Source organism: Pseudomonas sp. AG1028, assembly GCF_007993955.1.
GTDB lineage: Bacteria > Pseudomonadota > Gammaproteobacteria > Pseudomonadales > Pseudomonadaceae > Aquipseudomonas > Aquipseudomonas straminea.
This window is the reverse complement of record NZ_VIVP01000010.1, coordinates 1-22,861: the sequence shown is the minus strand read 5'-3', so window position 1 is coordinate 22,861 and position 22,861 is coordinate 1. Positions and strand designations below refer to the sequence as shown.

Below are 22,861 nucleotides of genomic sequence, written 5' to 3'. Positions count from 1 at the left end.
TCAGGCGCTGACGTTACGCCGCGTCCTGATCCTTGGCCAGGGAGGCCATGTCGATCACGAAGCGGTATTTCACGTCACTCTTGAGCATGCGCTCGTAAGCTTCGTTGATGTTCTGGATATCGATCAGTTCGATGTCCGAGACGATGTTGTGTTCGGCGCAGAAGTCGAGCATTTCCTGGGTTTCGGCGATGCCACCGATCAGCGAGCCAGCCAGGCGGCGGCGTTTGAAGATCAGCCCGAAGACTTCCGGCGACGGGTGCGCCGAATCCGGTACGCCGACCAGGGTCATGGTGGCGTCGCGCTTGAGCAGGCCGAGGAAGGCATCCAGGTTGTGCGGTGCAGCCACGGTGTTGAGGATGAAGTCGAAGCTGTTGACGTGGGCCGCCATCTCGTCGGCGTTCTTCGATACCACCACTTCGGCTGCGCCCAGACGCAGGGCGTCTTCACGCTTGTTCGGCGAGGTGGTGAACAGCACCACGTGAGCGCCCATCGCAGCGGCGATCTTCACGCCCATGTGGCCGAGGCCGCCGAGGCCGACGATACCCACCTTGTCGCCCGGCTTGACGTTCCACTGGCGCAGCGGGGAGTAGGTGGTGATCCCGGCGCACAGCAGCGGCGCAACGGCGGCCAGGTTGTCGGTGTGACGGATGCGCAGGACGAACTTCTGGTCGACGACGATGGCGTCGGAGTAGCCGCCAAAGGTGTTTTCGCCGCCGAAGAGCGGGCCATTGTAGGTGCCGGTGAAGCCGTTCTCGCAGTATTGCTCCAGGCCTTCGGAACAGGACGGGCAGCTCTGGCAGCTGTCGACCATGCAGCCGACGCCGGCCAGGTCGCCTACCTTGAAGCCGGTCACGTCGCTACCGACGGCAGTGACCTTGCCGACGATCTCGTGGCCGGGCACCGAGGGGTACAGGGTGTTCTTCCACTCATTGCGTGCGGTGTGCAGGTCGGAGTGGCAGACGCCGCAGTAGAGGATGTCGATCTGCACATCGTTTGCGCCGACGGCGCGGCGCTGAAAGCGGTAGGGCGCGAGAGGTTTGCTGGAGTCCTGGGCGGCATAGCCGAGAATGGTGGTCATGGGCAATTCCTATCGTTTGAAAATCAACGGCTTGTGGCCGTGTGGGGTTGATAAGCGTAGTGCAGCCCCGCGTCGAGGCGATTGCACAATCCTGTCGCTGTCTGTCCCGATCCTCTTGGGTCTTTTAAGAAAGTGCGCTGCGGCAGATGGTTCCATGAGCGGTCTCGGCACTATCCGAGTGGCAGCAACTAGCGGCTGTTCAGACGCGCGCGCAGCAGCGGGGTGAGCTCGTCAAATAGTGTTTGCACCGAGCGCAGCGCCAGGCAGTCGGGGCGGGTCAGCAGCCACAGGTCGGTGTCGCAACCGGCCAACGCATCGCTCAGGCGCTCCACACCAGCCAGGCTGCGAGCCATGAAATCGGGCAGGGCGGCGATGCCCAGGCCGCCCTGTACCAGGGTGGCGACCGCCGACATGCTGCTGCAGCGATAGCGTGGCACCAAGCTGGGGTGCGCCTGGTGACGCCAGGCCACGGTGAGGTGATCGGGCATGGAATCGTCGGGGGCGATCCACGGCACCGAGGTGGGCGATTGCAGGAAGGCATCGCGGTGCTCCGGGCGGCCGCAGATGTAATAGGCGGTGTGGCCGAGCTGGCGGCCGACCAGGTGCTCGGGCGGTGCGTTGGACAGGCGCAGGGCGATGTCGGCGTCGCGGCGACTGAGGTTGGCGAAGGTGTTGGTGGTGGCCAGCTCCAGCGACAGCGCCGGGTAGCGCGGCATCAGCTCGGCCAGGCTGGGCAGCAGCAGGTTCTGCAGTACGGCATCGGTACAGGTCAGGCGCACCGTGCCGCTGATCACTTTCTCGCCATGCTGCAGGGCAATGCGCGCCGCATCCAGGGCCTGCTCGGCGCGCTCGGCCTGCTCGGCCAGGGCCTGGGCACTCTGGGTCGGCATGTAGCCACGACGGCTTTTCTCGAACAGGGCGATGCCCAGATTGGCCTCCAGCTTGCGGATGGCGCGAAACACCGTCGACACGTCCACCTGCAACTGCTCGGCAGCCCGCGCCAGAGAGCGTCCGCGCACCAGGGCGAGCACCAGGGCGAGGTCGACATGGCTGATCTGGTATTGCGTGGATGCAATCGTCAATTGCTCTGCTGCCAGTATCGGTTGCGTGTGCGCCCACTTATACTCAAGGCGTTGCCCAGAATCAAATCCGCTAGCGGATACCCAGAATAATGAGGCGCAAAGGCTCGTGAGATGTCTTCCGCGGGCGCGCCGATGCGAAAGGATGTATTTCCCATGACTTCGGTTTCCCCACGTGTCGTTCAGCTCAATGAAGCGAACACTTTCCTCAAGGATCACCCGGAGATTCAGTACGTCGACCTGCTGATCACCGACATGAACGGCATCGTGCGCGGCAAGCGCGTCGAGCGCGCCAGTCTGCACAAGGTCTATGAAAAAGGTATCAACCTGCCGGCGTCACTGTTCGCCCTGGACATCAACGGCTCCACCGTGGAAAGCACCGGCCTGGGCCTGGATATCGGCGACTCCGACCGCATCTGCTATCCGATCCCCGGCACCCTGTGCAAAGAGCCGTGGCAGAAGCGCCCGACCGCCCAGCTGCTGATGACCATGCACGAGCTGGACGGCGCGCCGTTCTTCGCCGATCCCCGTGAAGTGCTGCGCCAGGTGGTGGAGAAGTTCGACGAGCTGGGCCTGACCATTTGCGCGGCCTTTGAGCTGGAGTTCTACCTGATCGATCAGGAGAACGTGAACGGCCGTCCGCAGCCGCCGCGCTCGCCGATTTCCGGCAAGCGCCCGATCTCCACCCAGGTCTACCTGATCGACGACCTCGACGAGTACGTCGACTGCCTGCAGGACATGCTCGAGGCGGCCAAGGAGCAGGATCTGCCAGCCGACGCCATCGTCAAGGAAAGTGCACCGGCGCAGTTCGAGGTCAACCTGCACCACGTCGAGGACGCCATCAAGGCCTGCGACTACGCCGTGCTGCTCAAGCGTCTGATCAAGAACATCGCCTATGACCACGAGATGGATTCGACCTTCATGGCCAAGCCTTATCCGGGGCAGGCGGGTAATGGTCTGCACGTGCACATCTCGCTGCTCGACAAGAAAACCGGGCAGAACATCTTCGCCACCGACGACCCGGAGCAGCATGCGCCGCTGCGCCATGCCATCGCCGGTATCCTCGATACCATGCCGGCGTCGATGGCCTTCCTGTGCCCGAACGTCAACTCCTACCGCCGTTTCGGCGCACAGTTCTACGTGCCGAACGCGCCAAGCTGGGGCCTGGACAACCGCACCGTGGCCGTGCGCGTGCCGACCGGTAGCAGCGATGCGATCCGCATCGAGCACCGCGTCGCCGGCGCCGACGCCAACCCGTACCTGATGATGGCCTCGATTCTGGCCGGTATTCACCACGGCCTGACCAACCAGCTGGAACCGTGCGCGCCTATCGAGGGCAACTCGTACGAGCAGCTCGAGCAGAGCCTGCCGAACAACCTGCGTGACGCCTTGCGCGAGCTGGACGACAGCGAAGTGATGAACAAGTACATCCGCCCCGAATACATCGACATCTTCGTCGCCTGTAAGGAAGCGGAAATGCACGAGTTCGAAACCACCATTTCCGACCTTGAATACAACTGGTATCTGCATACCGTCTGATGGAGTGATGAACATGACAACCATGACTCGCCAGGATTGGGAGCAGCGTTACCAGAGCCTGCGTATCGAAGGCCGTGCCTTCATCAACGGCGCTTATCGCGATGCGGTAGGTGGTGCGACCTTCGACAGCATCAGCCCGGTGGACGGTCGCCAGCTGGCTAGCGTGGCCAGCTGCATGGCCGAGGATGCCGAGCTGGCCGTCAAGGCTGCTCGCGAGGTTTTCGAGCGCGGCGACTGGGCAAAACTCGCCCCCGCGCAGCGCAAGCGTGTGCTGATCGCCTTTGCCGACAAGCTGATGGCCAATGCCGAGGAGCTGGCGCTGCTGGAAACCCTCGACATGGGCAAACCGATCAGCGACTCGTTGAGCATCGACGTACCCGGTGCGGCCAATGCCATTCGCTGGAGCGCCGAGGCCATCGACAAGCTGTATGACGAAGTCGCGCCGACGCCCCACGATCAGCTCGGTCTGGTCACCCGCGAGCCGGTCGGCGTGGTGGCGGCCATCGTGCCGTGGAATTTCCCGCTGCTGATGTCCAGCTGGAAGCTCGGCCCGGCGCTTGCCACCGGTAACTCGGTGATCCTCAAACCGTCCGAGAAGTCGCCGCTGACTGCCATTCGCGTCGCCCAACTGGCCATCGAAGCCGGTATCCCGGCCGGTGTGTTCAACGTGCTGCCGGGCTACGGCCACACCGTGGGCAAGGCCCTGGCCCTGAACATGGACGTCGACACCATCGTGTTCACCGGCTCCACCAAAATCGCCAAGCAGCTGATGATCTACGCCGGCGAATCGAACATGAAACGCGTGTGGCTGGAAGCGGGCGGCAAGAGCCCCAACATCGTCTTCGCCGATGCACCGGATCTGCAGGCCGCCGCTGATGCCGCCGCCAGCGCCATCGCCTTCAACCAGGGCGAAGTGTGCGTGGCGGGTTCGCGCCTGTTGGTGGAAAGCTCCATCAAGGAGCGCTTCCTGCCCATGGTGGTCGCGGCACTGCAACAGTGGAAACCCGGCCATGCGCTGGATCCGCAGACCCGTGTCGGGGCCTTGGTCGATGACGGCCACCTGGCCACCGTGCTCGGCTTTATCGAGTCCGGTCGCGAGGAGGGCGCGGAGATCCTCACCGGCGGCGAACGTGCGCTGCAGGAAACCGGCGGCAGCTACGTGCAGCCGACCATTTTCGCCGGTGTAAACAACGCCATGCGCATCGCCCGTGAAGAGATATTCGGGCCGGTGCTGTCGGTGATCACCTTCGACAGCGACGAAGAAGCCATTCGCATCGCCAACGACACGCCCTATGGCCTGGCCGCTGCCGTGTGGACCCGCGACATTTCCCGCGCCCACCGCACCGCCCGGGCGTTGCGTGCCGGCAGCGTGTGGGTCAACCAGTACGACGGCGGCGACATGACCGCGCCGTTTGGCGGCTTCAAGCAGTCGGGCAATGGCCGCGACAAGTCGCTGCATGCCTTTGACAAATACACCGAACTAAAGGCGACCTGGATCAAACTTTGAGGTTAAAAACCGACCTGCTGCGCGTCGGCCCTGCGGCGTTAAAAACAATCTCGGAATGCTCATGTACGACAGTACATTCCGCTTCCTCGTCTGTTTTTGCCTTGCATGGCTCTAGCTCGCGAGGTCTCGAATGGATTTGCCCCCAAGGTGGAATATTGAATTTAGGGAGTTTCACATGACTCAACACGTCGACAGTTACTACGCCGCCTCGCGCAACCCGCGGGTCGATTACCCTGCGCTCACCGAAGTGGTCGAGACCGATGTGTGCATCATCGGCGCCGGCTACACCGGCCTTTCCACCGCGCTGTTCCTGCTGGAAAACGGTTTGCGGGTGACCGTGCTGGAGGCCGCCAAGGTCGGTTTCGGCGCCTCGGGCCGTAACGGCGGGCAGATCGTCAACAGCTACAGCCGCGACATCGATGTCATCGAAAAGCAGGTCGGCGCACGCCAGGCTCAACTGCTCGGCGAGATGGCCTTCGAAGGCGGGCGCATCATTCGTGAGCGCATCGCCAAGTACAACATCCAGTGTGACCTGAAGGACGGTGGCGTGTTCGCCGCCATCACCACGAAGCAGATGGGCCACCTGGAGTCTCAGAAAAAACTGTGGGAGCGCTACGGCCACACCCAGCTGGAGCTGATGGACGAGCGCCGCATCCGCGAAGTGGTCGGCACCGAGCGCTATGTCGGTGGCATGCTGGACATGAGCGGTGGCCACATCCACCCGCTCAACCTGGCCCTCGGTGAAGCCGCAGCCGTCACTTCGCTGGGTGGCACGATCTACGAGCAGAGCCCGGCCACCCGCATCGACCGCGGCGCGCAGCCCGTGGTGCATACGCCGAAAGGCCAGGTGAAGGCCAAGTTCGTGGTGGTGGCGGGTAACGCCTATCTGGGCGGGCTGATGCCCGAGCTGGCCGCCAAGTCGATGCCCTGTGGCTCCCAGGTGTTGGCCACCGAGCCGCTGTCCGACGAGATGGCGCGCAGCCTGCTTCCGCAGGATTACTGCGTGGAAGACTGCAACTACCTGCTCGACTACTACCGCCTCAGCGCCGACAAGCGCCTGATCTTCGGCGGTGGCGTGGTTTACGGCGCCCGCGACCCAGCTGACATCGAAGCGATCATCCGCCCCAAGCTGCTCAAGACCTTCCCGCAGCTTGCCGATGTGAAGATCGATTACAGCTGGACCGGCAACTTCCTGCTGACCCTGTCGCGCCTGCCCCAGGTCGGCCGTATCGGCGACAACATCTATTACTCCCAGGGTTGCAGCGGCCACGGCGTGACCTACACGCACCTGGCCGGCAAGGTGCTGGCCGAGGCCCTGCGCGGCCAGGCCGAGCGCTTCGACGCCTTCGCCAGCCTGCCGCATTACCCGTTCCCGGGCGGCCAGCTGCTGCGCGTACCGTTCACCGCCCTGGGCGCCATGTACTACCAGCTGCGTGATCGGCTGGGTATCTGATGCAGCACCTGCCGGCGCGCCAAGCCGGCAGGCTTTTCCGGAGAGAAGACCATGACCCGCATGCCCCTGATCGGTGTGACTGCCTGCCGGCAGATGCTTGGTAAATACGATTCGCACACGGTCGGCGACAAATACGTCGAAGCGGCGGCTTACGCCGGTCTGCCGGTAGTGCTGCCGGCGCGCAGCACGCCGACCGACCCGCAGCAGCTGCTCGAACAACTCGACGGCATCCTCTTCACCGGCTCGCCGTCCAACGTCGAGCCACGTCACTACCAGGGCACGCCGAGCCTGGAAGGCACCCAGCACGATCCGAGCCGCGACGCCAACACGCTGCCGCTGCTGCGCCTGGCGATCGACAAGGGCGTGCCGGTATTCTGCATTTGCCGTGGCTTTCAGGAGCTCAACGTGAGCCTGGGCGGCACCCTGCATCAGCGCGTGCAGGAACTGCCGGGTTACATGGACCACCGCGAGCCGCAACGCGACTCGGTGGCCGAGCAATACGCGCCGCAGCATGCGGTCAGCGTGCAGCCGGGCGGCATTTTCGAGCGGATCGGCCTGCCGATGGAGTTCCAGGTCAACTCGCTGCACAGCCAGGGCGTCGACCGCCTGGCCGAGCGCCTGCGCGCCGAAGCACTGGCGCCGGATGGCCTGATCGAAGCGGTGTCGATTCCCGACGCGCCGGGCTTTCTGATCGGCGTGCAGTGGCACCCGGAGTGGCGCTTCACCGAGAACCCCGAGTCGCTGAAGCTGTTCCAGGCCTTTCGCGAGGCCTGCCAGGCCTACGCCCAGGCCCGCGACGCCCGCTAAAACCGGCCGGAAACCGTCTGGGTTCCGGCTGCTCTGACCTGAACGTATCGGGATCCCGTATTGGCCTTGCTGCCACGCCCCCTCGGCGCACGCCAGGCGCTCGGCTGATCCCGGCCACGTTCGCAAACAAGTCCAAGACGATGGCAGAGAGTTATGAGTGATTACACGAACGCGCCGGCTTCCCCGGTGCAGGCTACGCCTGCTGCTGGCGCTGCGGCGCTGGTGTCCGGTAAAGGCCTGGCCCAGGGCAAAGTCGGTTTGCTGGCTTGCGTGGTGCTAGGCATTTCTACGATTGCACCGGTTTATACCCTGACCGGCGCGTTGGGTCCGACCGTGCGCGAGGTCGGGGTTTACCTGCCTGCAGTATTCATCGTCGGCTTTTTGCCGATGCTGCTGGTGGCCCTGGGTTATCGCGAGTTGAATGCCGCAGAGCCGGACAGCGGCACCTCATTCACCTGGTCGGCGCGGGCCTTTGGGCCAATGATCGGCTGGATCGGCGGATGGGGGCTGGTCACTGCCACCACCATCGTGCTCTCCAACCTGGCGGGCATTGCGGTGGATTTCTTCTATCTCTTTCTTGCCCAGCTCACCGGGCTGGACTGGCTGGCAGACCTGACGCGCAACCTACTGGTGAACATCGTCACCTGCTGCGTGTTCATCGCCCTGGCGGTGTGGGTCTGTTGCCGCGGTATTGGCATGACCATGGGCGTGCAATACACCCTGGTGGCATTGCAGTTGTTGGTGCTGATCGGTTTCTCCATTGCCGCCTTCGTCGCGGCGCCCGAGAGTTCGCCGGTGGTCTTCCATCCCGAGTGGTTCAACCCGTTCAACATCGATTCGTTCTCCGCATTTGCGGCGGGCCTGTCGCTGTCGATCTTCATCTTCTGGGGCTGGGACGTGTGCCTGACGGTGAGCGAGGAGTCGGTGGGCAGCGAGAAGGTGCCGGGGCGCGCGGCGACCCTGACCGTGCTGCTGATTCTTGCCCTGTATCTGTTCACCGCAGCGGCCACCCTGCAGTTCGCCGGCACCGGTGAAACCGGCCTGGGGCTGGGCAATGCGCAGATCCAGGAAAACGTCTTCGCCCATCTGGCAGGCCCCGTGATGGGCCCGCTGGCGATCCTGATGTCCATCGCCGTGCTGGCCAGCACCGCCGCCTCGCTGCAATCGACCTTCATCTCGCCGGCGCGCACCTTGCTCGCCATGGGCTACTACCGCGCGGTGCCCAAGCGCTTCGCCCGCGTGCACCCGCACTCGCAGACGCCGCGTTACGCGACCATCGCCGCCGGCCTGGCTACTGCAGTGTTCTACGTGACCATGCGCACCCTGAGCGAGAATGTGCTGGCCGACACCATCACCGCCCTGGGCATGATGATCTGCTTCTACTATGCGCTGACGGCGTTCGCCTGCGTCTGGTATTTCCGCCACAGCCTGTTCGACACCGCGCGGCATTTCTTCATGCGCGGCCTGTGCCCGCTGGTGGGCGCGGTGATGTTGTCGATCATCTTCTGGCAGACCACCCTGGACAGCATGTCGCCGGACTTCGGCAGTGGCTCGCACATCGGCGGCCTCGGCCTGGTGTTCGTGATCGCCGTGGTGGTGCTACTGCTTGGCCTGGTGCTGATGTTCATCGCTCGCTGGCAGGCGCCGGCGTTCTTCGACGGCATCACCCTGCAGAAGCAGATGAAACCGGTAAAAGCTGAGGCGTAGCCTGGTGTTGAGCGCAGCGATAGCCAGGTCAATTCCCGGGTGTCGCTGCGCTCGACCCGGGCTACGGAAGCATGGTTCTGGAAAACAAAAAGGGACGCCGAAGCGTCCCTTTGTCGTTTACCGCAGGCTGCTGATCAGGCTGCCTGGGTCTTTTCCTCGGCTTGTTTCACGGCACGGTTCAGGGCGCTGAACAGGGCACGGAAACTCGCCGTGGTAATGTTCTCGTCGATGCCGATGCCGTGCAGCGGGCGTTGGCCGTCGAGGCGGATCTCGATGTAGCAGGCCGCCTTGGCGTTGGCGCCGCCACCGATGGCGTGCTCGTGGTAGTCCATCACTTCCACGGCGATCGGCAGGCTGGAGGCCAGGGCTTCCAGCGCACCTTTACCCGAACCGTTCCAGCGCTGTTCCTGGCCGTCAACCTGGACCTTAACCTCGACGCTGCTCTCGCCATTCTCTTCCTGCAGGCGATGGCCTTTCAGTTCGTACGGGGAGGTGGCCTTGAGGTATTCGCTGTCGAGCAGCTTGTGGATCTGCGACGCGGTCATCTCCAGGCCCAGGCGATCGGTTTCTTTCTGCACCACCTGGCTGAACTCGATCTGCATGCGGCGCGGCAGGTTGATACCGTATTCCTGCTCGAGCAGGAAGGTGATGCCGCCTTTGCCGGACTGGCTGTTCACGCGGATCACCGCTTCGTAGTCGCGGCCGATGTCGGCAGGGTCGATCGGCAGGTACGGCACTTCCCACAGCGCATCTTCCTTCTGCTGGGCGAAGCCCTTGCGGATGGCATCCTGGTGCGAGCCGGAGAAGGCGGTGTGGACCAGGTCGCCCACGTACGGATGGCGCGGGTGCACCGGAATCTGGTTGCAGTCCTCGACCACCTTGCGCACCGCGTCGATGTCGGAGAAGTCCAGCTGCGGGTTGACGCCCTGGGTATAGAGGTTCAGCGCCAGGGTCACCAGGCAGACGTTGCCGGTACGCTCGCCGTTGCCGAACAGGCAGCCTTCGACGCGATCGGCGCCGGCCATCACGGCCAGCTCGGAAGCGGCGACGCCGGTGCCGCGGTCGTTATGGGTGTGCACGCTGATCTGCACGCTGTCGCGCTTGTTCACGTGGCGGCCGAACCACTCGATCTGGTCGGCGTAATTGTTCGGCGTAGCGCACTCGATGGTAGCCGGCAGATTGAGGATCAGCGGGTTGGCCGGGGTCGGCTGGAACACGTCGATCACCGCGTTGCACACCTCGACCGCGAAGTCGATCTCGGTGCTGCTGAACACTTCCGGCGAGTACTCGAAGCCCCACTGGGTTTCCGGTGCGGCAGCGGCCAGGCGCTTGATGGTGGTGCCGGCGGCCACGGCGATGGCTTTGACGCCAGCTTTGTCCTGGTTGAAGACGATCTTGCGGAAGCTCGGCGCGCAGGCGTTGTAATAGTGGACGATGGCCTTCTTGGCACCTTTCAGCGACTCGAAGGTGCGCTCGATAAGGTCGTCACGGGCCTGGGTCAGCACCTGGATGGTCACGTCGTCCGGGATGTGGCCGCCCTCGATCAATTCGCGCACGAAGTCGAAGTCGGTCTGCGAGGCGGACGGGAAGCCCACTTCGATTTCCTTCAGGCCGACCTGCACCAGGCACTTGAAGAAACGCATCTTCTTCTCGGCATCCATCGGCTCGATCAGCGACTGGTTGCCGTCACGCAGGTCGGTTGACAGCCAGATCGGCGCCTTGTCGATGATCTTGTCCGGCCAGGTGCGGTCCGGGATCTGGATCTGGGTGAACGGACGGTACTTTTGCGACGGGTCTTTGAGCATGCTCATGAATCAATCCTGAAGGCGAGGGCCCGCGTGGGCCGTGCTGAAAAAGAGAGAAATCGAAACGCGAGAAAAGGGGGCCGGCAGACCCGAGGGTCTGTTGACGTTTCAGCGCGAGCCGCGTTGCTGCGTGAAATCTCGCCAGGCTAGGCGGAGGACGCAGGGAATGGCTGTTCCCTTGCCAAGTCCTCCAACGACGCATGGCGAAATTTCCCGCGCAACCCGTAGGGCCGGGGCAGTTTTTGCGCGATGCTGCGTTACTCGATGGCTCATTTGGCCCACCAAACTTCGCATCTCGTGCCTTACCTCGCGTAAAAACTGACTCCGGCGCGGCCGTGCGTGAAACGCCAACAGACCCTACCGCAGTCGCTGAGCGACCAGACAGAGATTGGCGTGTTGCCGAAGCAGAATGAGGGTCTGGGAGATAGTCATGTGGCCAACCCTAACCACTGAGGGGAAAGCTGGCAAGCCTGTCTTTGAAATTGGTGAAAACCACCAAGGCTTGCGCTTTGGTGGTTTTTTATTGCGGTTTGGTAACGTTTTTAGCTTTGCAGTTGCGCGGCGCTTGCCGGTTGCGCCGGCGCGTGCGAGTTGGGGCGCAACTCGCGCATGTCCGCGCCACTGGGGTGCTGGAACACCCGCAGGCCGAACTCAGGAAGGATCGCCAGCAGGTGGTCGAAGATGTCCGACTGGTAACCCTCGTAAGCCGCCCACGCCACGGTATTGGTGAAGCAGTACAGCTCCAGCGGCAGGCCATCGGCGGTGGGCTGCAGTTGGCGCACCAGCAGGGTCATGTTCTGGTTGATGCCCCGATGCTGACGCAGGTACAGCTCGACGTAGGCGCGGAAGGTGCCGATGTTCGTCACCCGCCGGGTGTTGGCCGGTTCCTGCGCCGCTTCGGCCAACTCGGTGTTCCAGCTCAACAGCTCGCTCTGCTTGCTGCTCAGGTACTGGCCGAGCAGCAGGAAGCGCTGCAGGCGGGCGATCTCGTCCGGGCTGAGGAAACGCACGCTGGTCTGGTCCAGGTAGATCGAGCGCTTGATACGCCGGCCACCGGATTCCTGCATGCCGCGATAGTTCTTGAACGGGTCGCTGATGAAGCGCTTGGTCGGGATGGTGGTGATGGTCTTGTCGAAGTTCTGCACCTTGACCGTGTGCAGGGCGATATCGATCACGTCGCCGTCAGCGTTGAGTTGGGGCATTTCGATCCAGTCGCCGACGCGGATGATATCGCTGGAGGAAATCTGCACGCTGGCCACCAGCGAGAGCAGGGTGTCCTGGAAAATCAGCATGAGGACTGCGGCCATGGCGCCGAGGCCGGAGAGCAGGATCAGCGGCGAGCGGTCGATCAGCGCGGCCACCATCAGGATCGCGGCGATGGCGTAGATGACGATGGTCACCACCTGGATGTAGCCCTTGATGGGTTTGAGGTGGGCGTCGGGGCGGCGCTGGTAGAGCATGTTGATGAGGTTCAGCACACCGCCTATGGCCAGGGCGATGGTGAGGATGATGAATGCGCTGCAGACGTTCTGCACTACCGTGACCACGGCCTCGGGCAGGTGCGGGATCACCTTGATGCCGCTGGTGAGGATCAGCGCCGGCACGATATTGGCCAGGCGGCGCACCACGTGGGAGTCGCCCAACACCTTGTCCTGGCCAATGCTGGTCGAACGCAGCGCGCGGTACAGGCCGCGCACCAGAATGCGCTTGACCACCCAGTTGGCTATCCAGGCACCGAGCAGCAACAGGCACAGGCTGATCAGGGTATGCAGTTCGGGGTATTGCTGCAGCCACGCGAGGGTGGCCTGGTACTGTTCTTTCATCGCGTCTCTCGCTCGTTTCATGACCGCCATCGCCGGCGCGCCGGGCGATGGCGCGCGTACCTTAGCAAAGGCAGCAGGCGCGCGGGCAGTCGCGTGATTACGAATGCAGTTTTCGAGCGGGGGGCGATAGCCTAAAGGTTGCCCGGCACGCCTCGCAGCGCGCCGAGCAGAACCTCACTTGGCGTAGGCGTATTCGCCGCCTTTTTCCAGAGCGCGCCGGTAGGCGGGGCGGGCGTGGATGCGTTCGAGGAAGGCCATCAGGCGCGGGCGGCTGGCGTCCAGGCCGGCACGCGCAGCAGCGGCTTCCAGGGGAAAGCTCATCTGAATGTCGGCAGCGCTGAACGCTTCGCCGGCAAACCAGGTGCTCTTGCCCAGCTCGCCTTCGAGATAGTCCAGGTGCAGCTTGAGCTGCGGAGTAACGAAGGCGCTCTTGACCTTCTGGGCTATGCCGCGGGCGATCGGTTTGACGAAGAACGGCATCGGGCTGCCTTCCACTTTGTCGAACACCAGCTTGAGCAGCAGCGGTGACATGGCCGAGCCTTCGGCGTAATGCAGCCAGTAATTACAGCGCAGTCGCTCGGGGCTCTCGGCAGCCGGCAGCAGCTGCGGGCCATAGCGATTGGCGAGGTAGTCGATGATGGCCCCGGACTCGGCCAGCGTCAGCTCACCGTCGGTGACCACCGGCGACTTGCCCAGCGGGTGCACGGCGCGCAGCTCGGGCGGAGCGAGCATGGTTTGCGGGTCGCGCTCGTAGCGCTTGATCTGATACTCGACGCCCAGCTCTTCGAGCAGCCAGAGAATGCGCTGCGAGCGCGAGTTGTTGAGGTGGTGGACGGTGATCATCAGGGCTCCTCGGGAAGGTAGGGCGACTGCCGCTCAGCGTAGACGCGAACGGGGGCGCCGCCTAGCTGTCCAGCCTCAAGGCTTGAACGCACCAATAAAGATCGCCGGGTCGACTCGCGCATCGTTGAGGCTGACGTTCCAGTGCAGGTGCGGGCCGGTCGCACGGCCGGTGGCGCCGACCTTGCCGAGCACGCCGCCACGGGGCAGCTCGTCGCCGACCTTCACGCCTATTTCCGAGAGGTGGCAGAACATGCTGATCAGGCCCTGGCCGTGGTCGACGAACACCGTCTTGCCGTTGAAGAAGTAGTCGCCGACCAGGATCACCGTGCCGGCCGCTGGCGCCTTGATCGGCGTGCCGCGGTTGACGGCGAAATCCAACCCGGAGTGCGGGTTGCGTTCTTCGCCATTGAAGAAGCGACGCAGGCCGAAAGGGCTCGACAGCGGGCCGTTGACCGGTTTATCGAACAGCAGGTTGCTCGGCTGGCGCGAGCTGAACTGCCGGTAGGCGCGGGTCTGCTCGGCCAGCTCCTTCTCGATACGCGCGAGGTTCTTGGCGTTGGGATTGACCTGCTGCTGGTTCTTGATGGTGATGCGCTGCTCGACGTACTTCTTGCTGCCCACCTGGAAGCTCAGGCGCTGGCCGGCGGATTCGATCTGCTGGGTACCAGGTTTGACGCTCAGCGGAATGCCGACGATGGCGATCCACCGTTGCCCGTCCTCCTTCACCACCAGCACCGGCTTGCCCTGGTAGGTGGCGCTGGGCGCGCTGGCGCCGTTGCCCAGGTCGACTACCGCCACACCGCCGGGCACTGGCTTGTTGAGCAGCCGGCTGATGAAGCCTTCGGCGTGGGCGGGTAGGGCGAGGCACAGGGTGAGCAGTAACAGCAGTGAACGCATGGAGTTTCCTTATCAGTCCAGCAACGACAACGTGACGGGCGCGAGGTGATTGTCTTCGACGCGCACCTCCAGTTCGCCTTCGCCCAGGCGCGCCGTGAGGCGCTGCCCGGGCTGGGTGGCGGCGGCGCTGCGAATCGCCCGGCCGCGCTCATCGAGCAGAATGCTGTAGCCACGGCCCAGGGTCGCCAGTGGGCTGACCACATGCAGCGTCTGCATCTGGCTGTGCAGCGCCAGGCGGCGGGCCTTGAGGCCTTCCTTCATCGCCCGCGGCAGGCGTTCGGCCAGGCTGTCGAGGCGCTGGCGCAGCAACTTGAGGTGGCGCCCGGGGTGTTGACCGGCCAGGCGGGCTTCGAGTTGCGCCAGTTTGTGGCTGCGCCCGTTGAGATGCTGGGCGAAGGCGCGGCGCAGCCGCATGTCCAGATCATCGAGGCGCTGGGCCTGCTGGCGCAGCCGTTCGCCGGGGTGGCGCATGCGCCGGGTCAGGCCGTCGAGGCGCATGCGTTCACGGGCCAGACGGCTGTTCATCGCCAGGGTCAGGCGTCGTTGCAGCACGCTGACACGCTGGCTCAGGTCGTTGCTGGAAGGCGCCAACAGCTCGGCGGCAGCCGATGGCGTGGGGGCGCGCACGTCGGCGACGAAATCGCTGATCGACACATCGGTTTCATGGCCGACCGCGCTGACGATGGGCGTCACGCAGGCCGCCACGGCGCGGGCCACGGCCTCTTCGTTGAAGCACCAGAGATCTTCCAGGGAGCCGCCGCCGCGGGCCAGGATCAACGCATCGAAACCCTGGGCATCGGCCAGCTTCAGGGCGCGGACGATCTGCGCCGTGGCCTCGCGGCCCTGCACGGCGGTGGGAATCAGGCTCAGCTCGACCTGCGGAGCGCGGCGGCGGAACACGCTGATGATGTCGCGGATCACCGCACCGGTCGGCGAGCTGACGATGCCGATGCGCCGTGGGTGGGCAGGCAGGGCGCGTTTGCTTTCGGCGGCGAACAGACCTTCGGCGCCGAGTTTCTCCTTCAGCGCCTCGAAGGCCAGGCGCAGGGCGCCGTCACCAGCCGGTTCGACGGCGTCGAGAATCAGCTGGTAATCGCCACGGCCCTCGAACAGCGAGACCTTGCCACGCACCTTGATCGCCAGGCCGTCGCGCAGCGCCTGGCGCACCCGCGCGGCGTTCTGCCGAAACAGCGCGCAGCGCACTTGGGCCTGGCTGTCCTTCAGCGTGAAGTAGATGTGGCCGGAGGCCGGACGCGCCAGGTTGGAAATCTCGCCCTCGACCCAGATGCCACCAAAGACATCTTCGAGCAACAGGCGCGCGCGGTTGTTGAGCTGGCTGACGCTGAGCACCTCGCGGTCGAGGTTCAGGCGTTGGAACGGGTCTTTGATCATGGCCGGCATGATAAGCCGAGCTGCTGGTGTGGCGATACCGCGCGCTGGCGCCGCGGCTCAGCCCCCGTTCTCGGTCTTGAGAAAATCCACGAAGGCGCGCAGCGGCGAGGGCACGTGGCGGCGGTCGTTGTAGTACAGGTACGGGCCGTCGAAGCCTTGCCACCAGTCCGGCAGCACCGGCACCAGCGCACCCTGTTCGAACAGCGGGCCGAGGTATTCCTCGAAGGTGTAGATGATGCCGACCCCGGCCACCGCGGAGCCCACTTCCAGATCCTGGGAAGACGACAGCAGCGGCCCCTGGGGCGGCACGCGGACGATCTCGCCATCTTTCTCCAACTCCCACACGCCCAGCTTGCCGCTCTCGAAACGGTGGCCGATCAGGCGGTGTTCGAGCAGGTCGCGTGGGTGCCGCGGCGTGCCGTGACGCTGCAGATAGCCTGGCGCTGCGCCGGCAACGAAGCGTTGCCGGCGTGGCCCTATGGGTACGGCGATCATGTCCTTGGCCAGGTTTTCCTCGTAGCGCACGCCGGCATCGAAGCCGGTGGCGACCACGTCTATAAAGGTGTTGTCCATGGCCACTTCCACGCTCACGCCAGGGTAGCGCTCGAGAAAGGCGGGAATCAGGCGCGGCAGCACGAAGCGGGCGATGGGCACCGGCACGTTGAGGCGCAGGGTGCCGACTGGCTGTTTCGCCTCGTCGTCGAGGTCGCTGAAGGCCGCGTCGATTTCATCGAGGGCCGGGCGGAGTCGCTCCAGCAGCCGCGCACCCACTTCGGTGGGGTACACGCTGCGGGTGGTGCGGTTGAGCAGGCGCACGCCGAGATCGCTTTCCAGGCGGCGCACGCAATCGCTGATCGACGAAGCCGGCATGCCGCGCTTCTGCGCCGCCACCCGGAAACCGCCGGCTTCGACCACCGCAGCGAACAGGGCGACGTCCGTCAGGTTGGGCTGGCGCATGGCGATGACTCTCGAACGGGGGGCTTTGATCGTACGGTTGAGCGTACACAGCGTCCAGTTTTATACGGCTTATCGTGGCGTACGACCCGTTGAACAATGGTTCACGTCGACGGGCCGCGCTGTTGCGAGCCGTCGGACTACTCACCGACGAGAGGACCGAACAATGACAACCACCATCGCATCAACCGACATCCTGGCCAGCCCCGGCGCCACCTGGCGCAAGTGGCTGGCGACCCTGAGCCTGACCCTGGGCTTCGCCCTCGAGGCGAACAGTGCCTCCGCCCAGCAGACCGCACCCAAGCCGGACTGGACCCTGGCCGACATGCCGTCGCAGAGCGGGCGCATCTTCCTGGTCACCGGCGGCACCAGCGGCATGGGCTTCGAGGATGCCAAGGCGCTGGCCGCCGCCGGCGCCGAAGTGGTGATCGCCGCCCGCAATCCGCAGCGCGGCAGGGAAGCGATGGCGCGCATCAAGGAGCAAATCCGCGGCGCCCAGGTGCAGTTCGAGGAAGTCGACCTGGCCGATCTGGCTTCGGTGAAAGCCCTTGGCGAGCGCCTCAATGCCACGCTGCCGCGCCTCGATGGGCTGATCAACAACGCCGCGGTCATGGCGCCGCCTGAGCGCCGAACCTCGGCCGATGGCCATGAGCTGCAGCTGGCCACCAATTACCTGGGCCACTTCGCCTTGACCGGCCATGTGCTGCCGCTGCTGCGCAAGAGCACTGCGCCGCGGGTGGTCACCCTGTCGAGCATCGCGGTGTTGCGCGGCAATCTCGATTTCGATGACCTGCAGTCCGAGCGGGCCTACAACCCTTACGCCTCCTATGCGCAGTCCAAGCTGGCGACCCTGATGTTCGCCTTCGAGCTGCAGCGCCGCAGTGAGCAGCGAGGCTGGGGCATCCAGAGCATCGCCGCGCATCCGGGTGTGGCCGTGACCGAACTGATCGCCCGTGGCCCGGGGCTGGACAGCGACTTTGGCCGCAACTGGGCCAAGGATCGTGACGAGTACCATTCCGCCGCCCAGGGCGCGCTGCCGACGCTGTATGCCGCCACCGCGCACCAGGCCCAGGGCGGCGCCTATTACGGCCCGACCGGCGAGGAAGAAAAGCGCGGGCCGCTCGGCCTCGCTACGGTGCCGGCAGTCGCTCAGGACGCCGAGGCCGCTGCACGCCTGTGGACGATCGCCGAGCAACTGACCGGCGTGACCTACCGCTGACCAACCGCCAGGAGCGCCCATCATGTTTCCCACAATTCTGGTGCGGCGCCTTGGCGCCGCCATCAACGCCGAGCGCCACGAGCTGGGGCCGGCACTGGCCGGCTTCGCGCTGTTCTTCTGCCTGTTCTCCGGCTATTTCATGCTACGGCCCATCCGCGAGTCGATGGGCATCATGGCCGGGGTCGAGAATCTGCAATGGCTGTTCACCGCTACCTTCGTGGTGATGCTGGTGGCCGTGCCGCTGTTCGCCTGGCTCAGCTCGCGGGTGCCGCGCATCCACTTCGTCAGCTGGGTGTACGGCTTCTTCTGCCTGAACCTGCTGGCGTTCGCCGCGCTGTTTCAGGTGAGCGACGACAATGTCTGGCTGGCGCGCACCTTCTACGTGTGGATCTCGGTCTACAACCTGTTCGTGGTGTCGGTGGCCTGGAGCCTGATGGCCGACGTGTTCGACAGCCAGCAGGCCAAGCGCCTGTTCGCCTTCATCGCCGCTGGTGCCAGTGTCGGCGGCCTGGTCGGGCCGGCCATGAGCGCACTGCTGGTCGGTGTCGTCGGCGAAAGCGGCCTGGTGCTGCTGGCTGGCGTGCTGCTGGGTATCGCCCTGGCCCTCAAGGCGCCGCTGATGCGCTGGCGGGAAGTCGGCGGCGCGGGTCGCCCGGGCGCCGTGAAGGCCGAGAGCTCGCGCAAACCGGTGGCCGGCAACCCGTTCAGCGGCCTGACGCGGGTGCTGCAGTCGCCGTATCTGTTGGCCATCGCCGCCTTCGTGGTGCTGCTCGCCACGGTGACTACCTTTCTGTACTTCGAACAGGCACGCCTGGTGGCTGAACGCTTCCCGGACCGCGATGCGCAGATCCGCGTGTTCGGCATCATCGATGTGGTCGTGCAGGCCGGCGCCTTGCTGTCCCAAGTGTTCATCACCGGGCGCATCGCCCAGAAGCTGGGCGTGCGGGTGCTGCTGGCCATGGTGCCGCTGCTGGTCTGCGTGGGCTTTATCGGCCTCGCCCTGGCGCCCACCTTCGCCGTGCTGGCGGCGCTGATGATCGTGCGACGCATCGGCGAATACGCCTTCGTGCGCCCCGGCCGGGAAATGCTCTTTGCCCCGCTGGATGCGGAGAGCAAATACAAGGCGAAGAACTTTATCGACACCGTGGTCTACCGCGCCGGCGATGCGCTTAGCGGCTGGGTGAAGAGCTTTCTCGACCTGCTCGGCCAGGGCGCCGTACTGGTGGCGCTGGTGGGCGCAGGTTGCGCCTTGCTATGGGGAGCGCTGGGTTGGTATCTGGGCAGGCGGGCTGATGAGATGAGTGCAGGAGACCTCTCTGAAAAAAGGGAGGAGGCAGGGACGCGCTTGCAGGACGCTAGATAGAGTGAGCGATCCCACCTGAACGGTGGGGCGTTTTGCTTTCCACTGCTTCAAGAATGAATTGCCGCGCTCAGGTTGATACGTGCCTGCGCCTCGAGTCGCTCGCGGAAATAGGGCGTGCTGTAAATGCTCGGGCGAGCCAGAAATGAGCTGAGCACCGCTTTGCGCTTCATGCTGTAAACGGCCTCCGGCACCCAGCTGTATTCAGCCCGTATCTGCCTGTCGTATTCGGTAAAGCGCTCGGGGGCGGCACCAAGAATCGACAGATCGATATCGACCAACAGCCGCTCATCTCCATCGACGGGTGCCGCATCGTGCCGGGTAGCCATGACCAACTGCTCGACGCGGTTCTGCGTAGGTTGTGATGCTTCGCAGGAGAGCAGGGCACGCACAGCCCAATCGGCACTCTGCCGCTCGTTCGTAGTACCGCGAACGTCATAGACGGCGTCGTGGAACCACAAGGCAATTTCGACTTCTTCGGGGTGTTCGGCTAAATCACGAACCTGCTCGAAGAGCGCCAGGCACTCCTCAAGATGCTGCAGGCAGTGATAGTGGCGCTGAGGCTGCGCATAGGCAGCCATCAGCGCCTCGAAGAGACTGGCATCAGGCTGCAGGCCGAGGCCTGACCAGGCGCGTGTCCAGGATTTCTCGAAAATGCTCATCGGATGGATTACCGCCATGTCGCTGCCTGTGAGGGTAGGATGAATGGAGCTGTTTCCATCCACCGCGGCGATATTGGACCGTCACCAGTCCCTTGAGCATTGCGGTGGACAAGCTTCGCGTTGTCCACCCCACCTGGCTAGACGCCAACAACGCTAAGGCAGTCGCTATCACGGAATATGTGGTCAAGGGCTTCGCGTAGCGCCAGGAATTCATTCTGATTCAGGTGGAAGGAAATAGTCAGGTGATCCATGTCGTCTAGCGCTGCAGCAGCCTGCGGCTCAAAGGTAACTTCAGCTCCGTTCGGGCTGAGTTCAAAGCGAGAAATTCCGCCGTACCTCGATTTGTCCTGGCTGCACCACTCTATGTGATACGTATCCATGCCAAGAGCATGATCCTGCTCATCGTGCTCAAAAGCCCGTTGGAGCATCAGGTAAAAACGGGTATCAAACTGCTGGTCGGCGAAACCAACAAGGTGAAAATAACCATCGGGTTGCTCCATCGCTACGCATTTTGCCTCGTAAGCGAAACTACTCATTCTGCTGCCTTACGTTTGGTTAGGGGCGGACTTGTGCCGGTCCGAGTAAGCGAAGGGATGATTTGAGCCCGTATCAGTCTGGCGGACCGTTGACTTTAATTCTCTTTATATGCGCCGACACTGAGCTATCCCAGAAGCACTTTAGGCATCGACCGTTCTGGAAGGTATGAGTGCAGTTTGGATAGCCATAAAGCGTATGCGCGCATTCAGGGCACAGCGCAGCCATGCTGGACGCTTTCGTATAGAACAAGCTCCCACATTCATCGCAGCTTTGGGTCGGTGCATCTACCATCGTGCTGTATGCCTAGCAAGTAGGGTGGATGGCGCTTTTTCTATCCACCGTTGAGATATTGAATCGCCAAGGTTCAGTGCGGTGGACAAGCTGAGTATTGCCGCCCTACCTGGCTGCCCGCTAGTTGGCAGGCTGTTCAAATGGCTCAAGCAGGCCGGTGTTTTTCAAGTAGGCCTCCAGTTTCTGGCTCAAACCGTCAGGGTCCTTCCAGTAGGCCCTGTCTATTTCTTCAAGCTCGATGCTCCAGGCGGGTAGCGTGGCCATTTCATCTTCCGGGTAGAGCGGCATGGCCTGCCAGCGTTCATGACGGTCAACGGGCGGTTGCTGGCTGCCAAACAGCACCTGCGCGGCACGTTGCAGCAAGCCCAGTGCTTGTGTCGCCCCAAATTCCTTCAGCCCTTCGACCGCCTCGTTATACAGCGCACCGGAGCTGTTACTGAAGAACTGGTGCATGCCACCGTTGTATACCTCGCCCTCCAATACGCTCACTGCGTAATAGCGCTTTTCCTGCGCACTGAATGAAGCGAAGGTCTGCTCGCTTGCGTGGGCTCTATCAACCAGGTGATGCCAGTGGGCGCGCTGTGGATCATAAAATTTCTGCTGGCGATATCGCTCCTTCGACTTCTCCATGTTTTCCCGATTGCCTTGCTTGCACGGCATGCACAGGCCGTTGGTCCTCAATGCCGTGGTGGGAAGAATCAATGCGCCGCAGGTCTTGCAGGGTAATTTCTCCGACATGGGTCTGGTCTCATGTAAACCGGCTGTGCCGTGGTCTGTTCGTGCCATTCGGCGTCGATAGAGCGCTGCAGCCAGGCGTCAATACTTAACCCGGATGCCTTCGCCGCAGCGGGCTGTGAGGCGCGCCAGGCGCTCACGATGCACCTGCTCATCGCACTGATGCTGATTCGACAGCCTATTGGCGTACCTTATGGCTGCGTTGAATACAGCCTCTTCGCCGGGCAACGCGGCTTCAAAGGCGCCCCAGACTCTATGGTCTTCATTGAGCTGGGCATCCCAGCTTCTGAAAACCAGATTGTATTGATGGTTCTCTTCATCTTCATCGTATTGCGCCGTATCGACTTCCAGAGCGACACGGCCTCCGAAGTTGGGCACTGGGGAGCGCAGTGCGGCCCAGGCCATGCTGCTATCGGGCGAGAACCTCACCACCACAAGACCCGGCTCCCACTCCACGCACCAGTAAATGTCTTCGCCGCTGAGTAGGTAGCTGTAACGCGCACCGGTGTGCAGTATCGCGGCGGGCCCATCGAGGTACTCCTCTTCGCTCAGCGGTTGCAGATGAGGGATTACACCGCGGGTGAAATAGTCGGCATCCTGTGGCGCGACTGGGCCGGTGTACATGCCGTAGGGGCTGGATTGGTCACTGATGAATACGACGTACTTCATGGCACCCCGGCATATCAAGTCTGAATGGCGCTTGCTGCGCTGTGGGCGTAGCGGCTGAAGCTACATCAGGGCAAAAGTCAATGGCCAGCGTACCTATTACAGGTTCGCGGTCCATGCACTCGCAGGGAACATAGGTTTGCCACTTTCGTTTATCAGGAAGACGTTTGACGGCGAATCGCTAAACCCTGCCAGGCTACAACCAATTTTTGACAGGAGAAACCGATTGTCGGGATGCAGTCGAGCATGCTCGATAAAGCTTCGAACGTACGGGCCTACTTTCTCGATTGGCAGGGTACGGAGCATTGTGCTTTTGGTAGGGATCGCGTAGGCGCGACCTTGCAAGCCTGCACCAATACCCCTGATCGCATCCAAAAAGCTATTGCTCACTACTTGTGGGGAAAGTCCATATAGGCTGTAATGGACTCTCCCCACACCACAGTTCTATACCAAGGTGTCGAGGATTTTTGAGCGGGAGAGTCGTGATGAAACGAATCGCTGTTGATC

The 22,861-nt window shown here is 63.3% G+C and carries 19 protein-coding genes; 7 read left to right on the top strand and 12 right to left on the bottom strand.

All coding sequences use genetic code 11. The annotated features are described in order from the left end of the window. Nucleotides 1-13 precede the first annotated feature (13 nt). Both FB481_RS17235 and FB481_RS17230 read right to left on the bottom strand, forming a co-directional pair. Entirely contained in the window at nucleotides 14-1,078 is a 1,065-nt protein-coding gene (locus tag FB481_RS17235) for an NAD(P)-dependent alcohol dehydrogenase (RefSeq protein WP_093502611.1), read from the bottom strand. A 188-nt stretch (nucleotides 1,079-1,266) separates the two neighbouring features. Further along, entirely contained in the window at nucleotides 1,267-2,178 is a 912-nt protein-coding gene (locus tag FB481_RS17230; RefSeq protein ID WP_256662771.1) for a LysR family transcriptional regulator, read from the bottom strand. 135 nt (nucleotides 2,179-2,313) lie between these two features. Between FB481_RS17230 and FB481_RS17225 the strand changes: the two genes are divergently transcribed. The 5 genes from FB481_RS17225 to FB481_RS17205 all read left to right on the top strand — a co-directional run bounded on the left by FB481_RS17225 (nucleotide 2,314) and on the right by FB481_RS17205 (nucleotide 9,170). After that, a complete protein-coding gene (locus FB481_RS17225; protein ID WP_147177151.1) occupies nucleotides 2,314-3,696 on the top strand; it encodes a glutamine synthetase family protein in 1,383 nt (460 codons plus the stop codon). 13 nt (nucleotides 3,697-3,709) lie between these two features. Beyond that, nucleotides 3,710-5,203: an aldehyde dehydrogenase gene (locus FB481_RS17220; RefSeq protein WP_147177150.1), complete on the top strand. Its 1,494-nt coding sequence runs from the start codon at nucleotides 3,710-3,712 to the stop codon at nucleotides 5,201-5,203. A gap of 175 nt (nucleotides 5,204-5,378) precedes the next feature. Then, nucleotides 5,379-6,656: an FAD-binding oxidoreductase gene (locus FB481_RS17215; protein ID WP_147177149.1), complete on the top strand. Its 1,278-nt coding sequence runs from the start codon at nucleotides 5,379-5,381 to the stop codon at nucleotides 6,654-6,656. A 51-nt stretch (nucleotides 6,657-6,707) separates the two neighbouring features. After that, nucleotides 6,708-7,463, top strand: a complete 756-nt coding sequence (locus FB481_RS17210; RefSeq protein ID WP_093502621.1) for a gamma-glutamyl-gamma-aminobutyrate hydrolase family protein — start codon at nucleotides 6,708-6,710, stop codon at nucleotides 7,461-7,463. A gap of 153 nt (nucleotides 7,464-7,616) precedes the next feature. Then, nucleotides 7,617-9,170: an APC family permease gene (locus FB481_RS17205; RefSeq protein WP_093502623.1), complete on the top strand. Its 1,554-nt coding sequence runs from the start codon at nucleotides 7,617-7,619 to the stop codon at nucleotides 9,168-9,170. Between the two features lie 134 nt (nucleotides 9,171-9,304). Here FB481_RS17205 and leuA read toward each other — a convergent pair whose 3' ends face one another. From leuA to FB481_RS17170, 6 genes are all read right to left on the bottom strand, one after another. Beyond that, nucleotides 9,305-10,981 (bottom strand): 2-isopropylmalate synthase, encoded by a 1,677-nt coding sequence (gene leuA / locus FB481_RS17200; RefSeq protein ID WP_093502625.1) that lies wholly within the window; start codon nucleotides 10,979-10,981, stop codon nucleotides 9,305-9,307. A gap of 536 nt (nucleotides 10,982-11,517) precedes the next feature. Continuing rightward, the gene (locus tag FB481_RS17190; RefSeq protein WP_147177147.1) at nucleotides 11,518-12,798 is read right to left on the bottom strand and encodes a mechanosensitive ion channel family protein; all 1,281 of its coding nucleotides are present in this window, start codon (nucleotides 12,796-12,798) and stop codon (nucleotides 11,518-11,520) included. 174 nt (nucleotides 12,799-12,972) lie between these two features. Continuing rightward, nucleotides 12,973-13,641 (bottom strand): glutathione S-transferase, encoded by a 669-nt coding sequence (locus FB481_RS17185; protein WP_147177146.1) that lies wholly within the window; start codon nucleotides 13,639-13,641, stop codon nucleotides 12,973-12,975. Nucleotides 13,642-13,716: 75 nt separating this feature from the next. After that, complete coding sequence (locus tag FB481_RS17180) at nucleotides 13,717-14,538, bottom strand: M23 family metallopeptidase (protein WP_093502631.1); 822 nt, start codon at nucleotides 14,536-14,538, stop codon at nucleotides 13,717-13,719. A gap of 12 nt (nucleotides 14,539-14,550) precedes the next feature. Continuing rightward, entirely contained in the window at nucleotides 14,551-15,930 is a 1,380-nt protein-coding gene (xseA, locus tag FB481_RS17175) for an exodeoxyribonuclease VII large subunit (RefSeq protein ID WP_147177279.1), read from the bottom strand. Nucleotides 15,931-15,987: 57 nt separating this feature from the next. Further along, entirely contained in the window at nucleotides 15,988-16,887 is a 900-nt protein-coding gene (locus FB481_RS17170) for a LysR family transcriptional regulator (protein WP_147177145.1), read from the bottom strand. Between the two features lie 163 nt (nucleotides 16,888-17,050). Here FB481_RS17170 and FB481_RS17165 point away from each other — a divergent pair, with 163 nt between their 5' ends. Further along, complete coding sequence (locus tag FB481_RS17165) at nucleotides 17,051-18,103, top strand: SDR family oxidoreductase (protein WP_147177144.1); 1,053 nt, start codon at nucleotides 17,051-17,053, stop codon at nucleotides 18,101-18,103. Between the two features lie 22 nt (nucleotides 18,104-18,125). Continuing rightward, nucleotides 18,126-19,466, top strand: coding sequence for an NTP/NDP exchange transporter (locus tag FB481_RS17160; RefSeq protein ID WP_147177143.1), 1,341 nt, complete (start codon nucleotides 18,126-18,128; stop codon nucleotides 19,464-19,466). 47 nt (nucleotides 19,467-19,513) lie between these two features. On the opposite strand, the gene FB481_RS17155 is transcribed toward FB481_RS17160, so the two are convergent. From FB481_RS17155 to FB481_RS17135, 4 genes are all read right to left on the bottom strand, one after another. Then, on the bottom strand, nucleotides 19,514-20,188 hold the full coding sequence (locus FB481_RS17155) for an N-methyl-D-aspartate receptor NMDAR2C subunit (protein ID WP_256662767.1): 675 nt from the start codon (nucleotides 20,186-20,188) through the stop codon (nucleotides 19,514-19,516). A 74-nt stretch (nucleotides 20,189-20,262) separates the two neighbouring features. Next, entirely contained in the window at nucleotides 20,263-20,661 is a 399-nt protein-coding gene (locus tag FB481_RS17150; protein WP_147177142.1) for an Imm10 family immunity protein, read from the bottom strand. A gap of 412 nt (nucleotides 20,662-21,073) precedes the next feature. Further along, complete coding sequence (locus tag FB481_RS17140) at nucleotides 21,074-21,691, bottom strand: DMP19 family protein (RefSeq protein WP_147177140.1); 618 nt, start codon at nucleotides 21,689-21,691, stop codon at nucleotides 21,074-21,076. A gap of 78 nt (nucleotides 21,692-21,769) precedes the next feature. Beyond that, nucleotides 21,770-22,357, bottom strand: coding sequence for a hypothetical protein (locus tag FB481_RS17135; RefSeq protein WP_147177139.1), 588 nt, complete (start codon nucleotides 22,355-22,357; stop codon nucleotides 21,770-21,772). Between the last annotated feature and the right edge of the window lie 504 nt (nucleotides 22,358-22,861).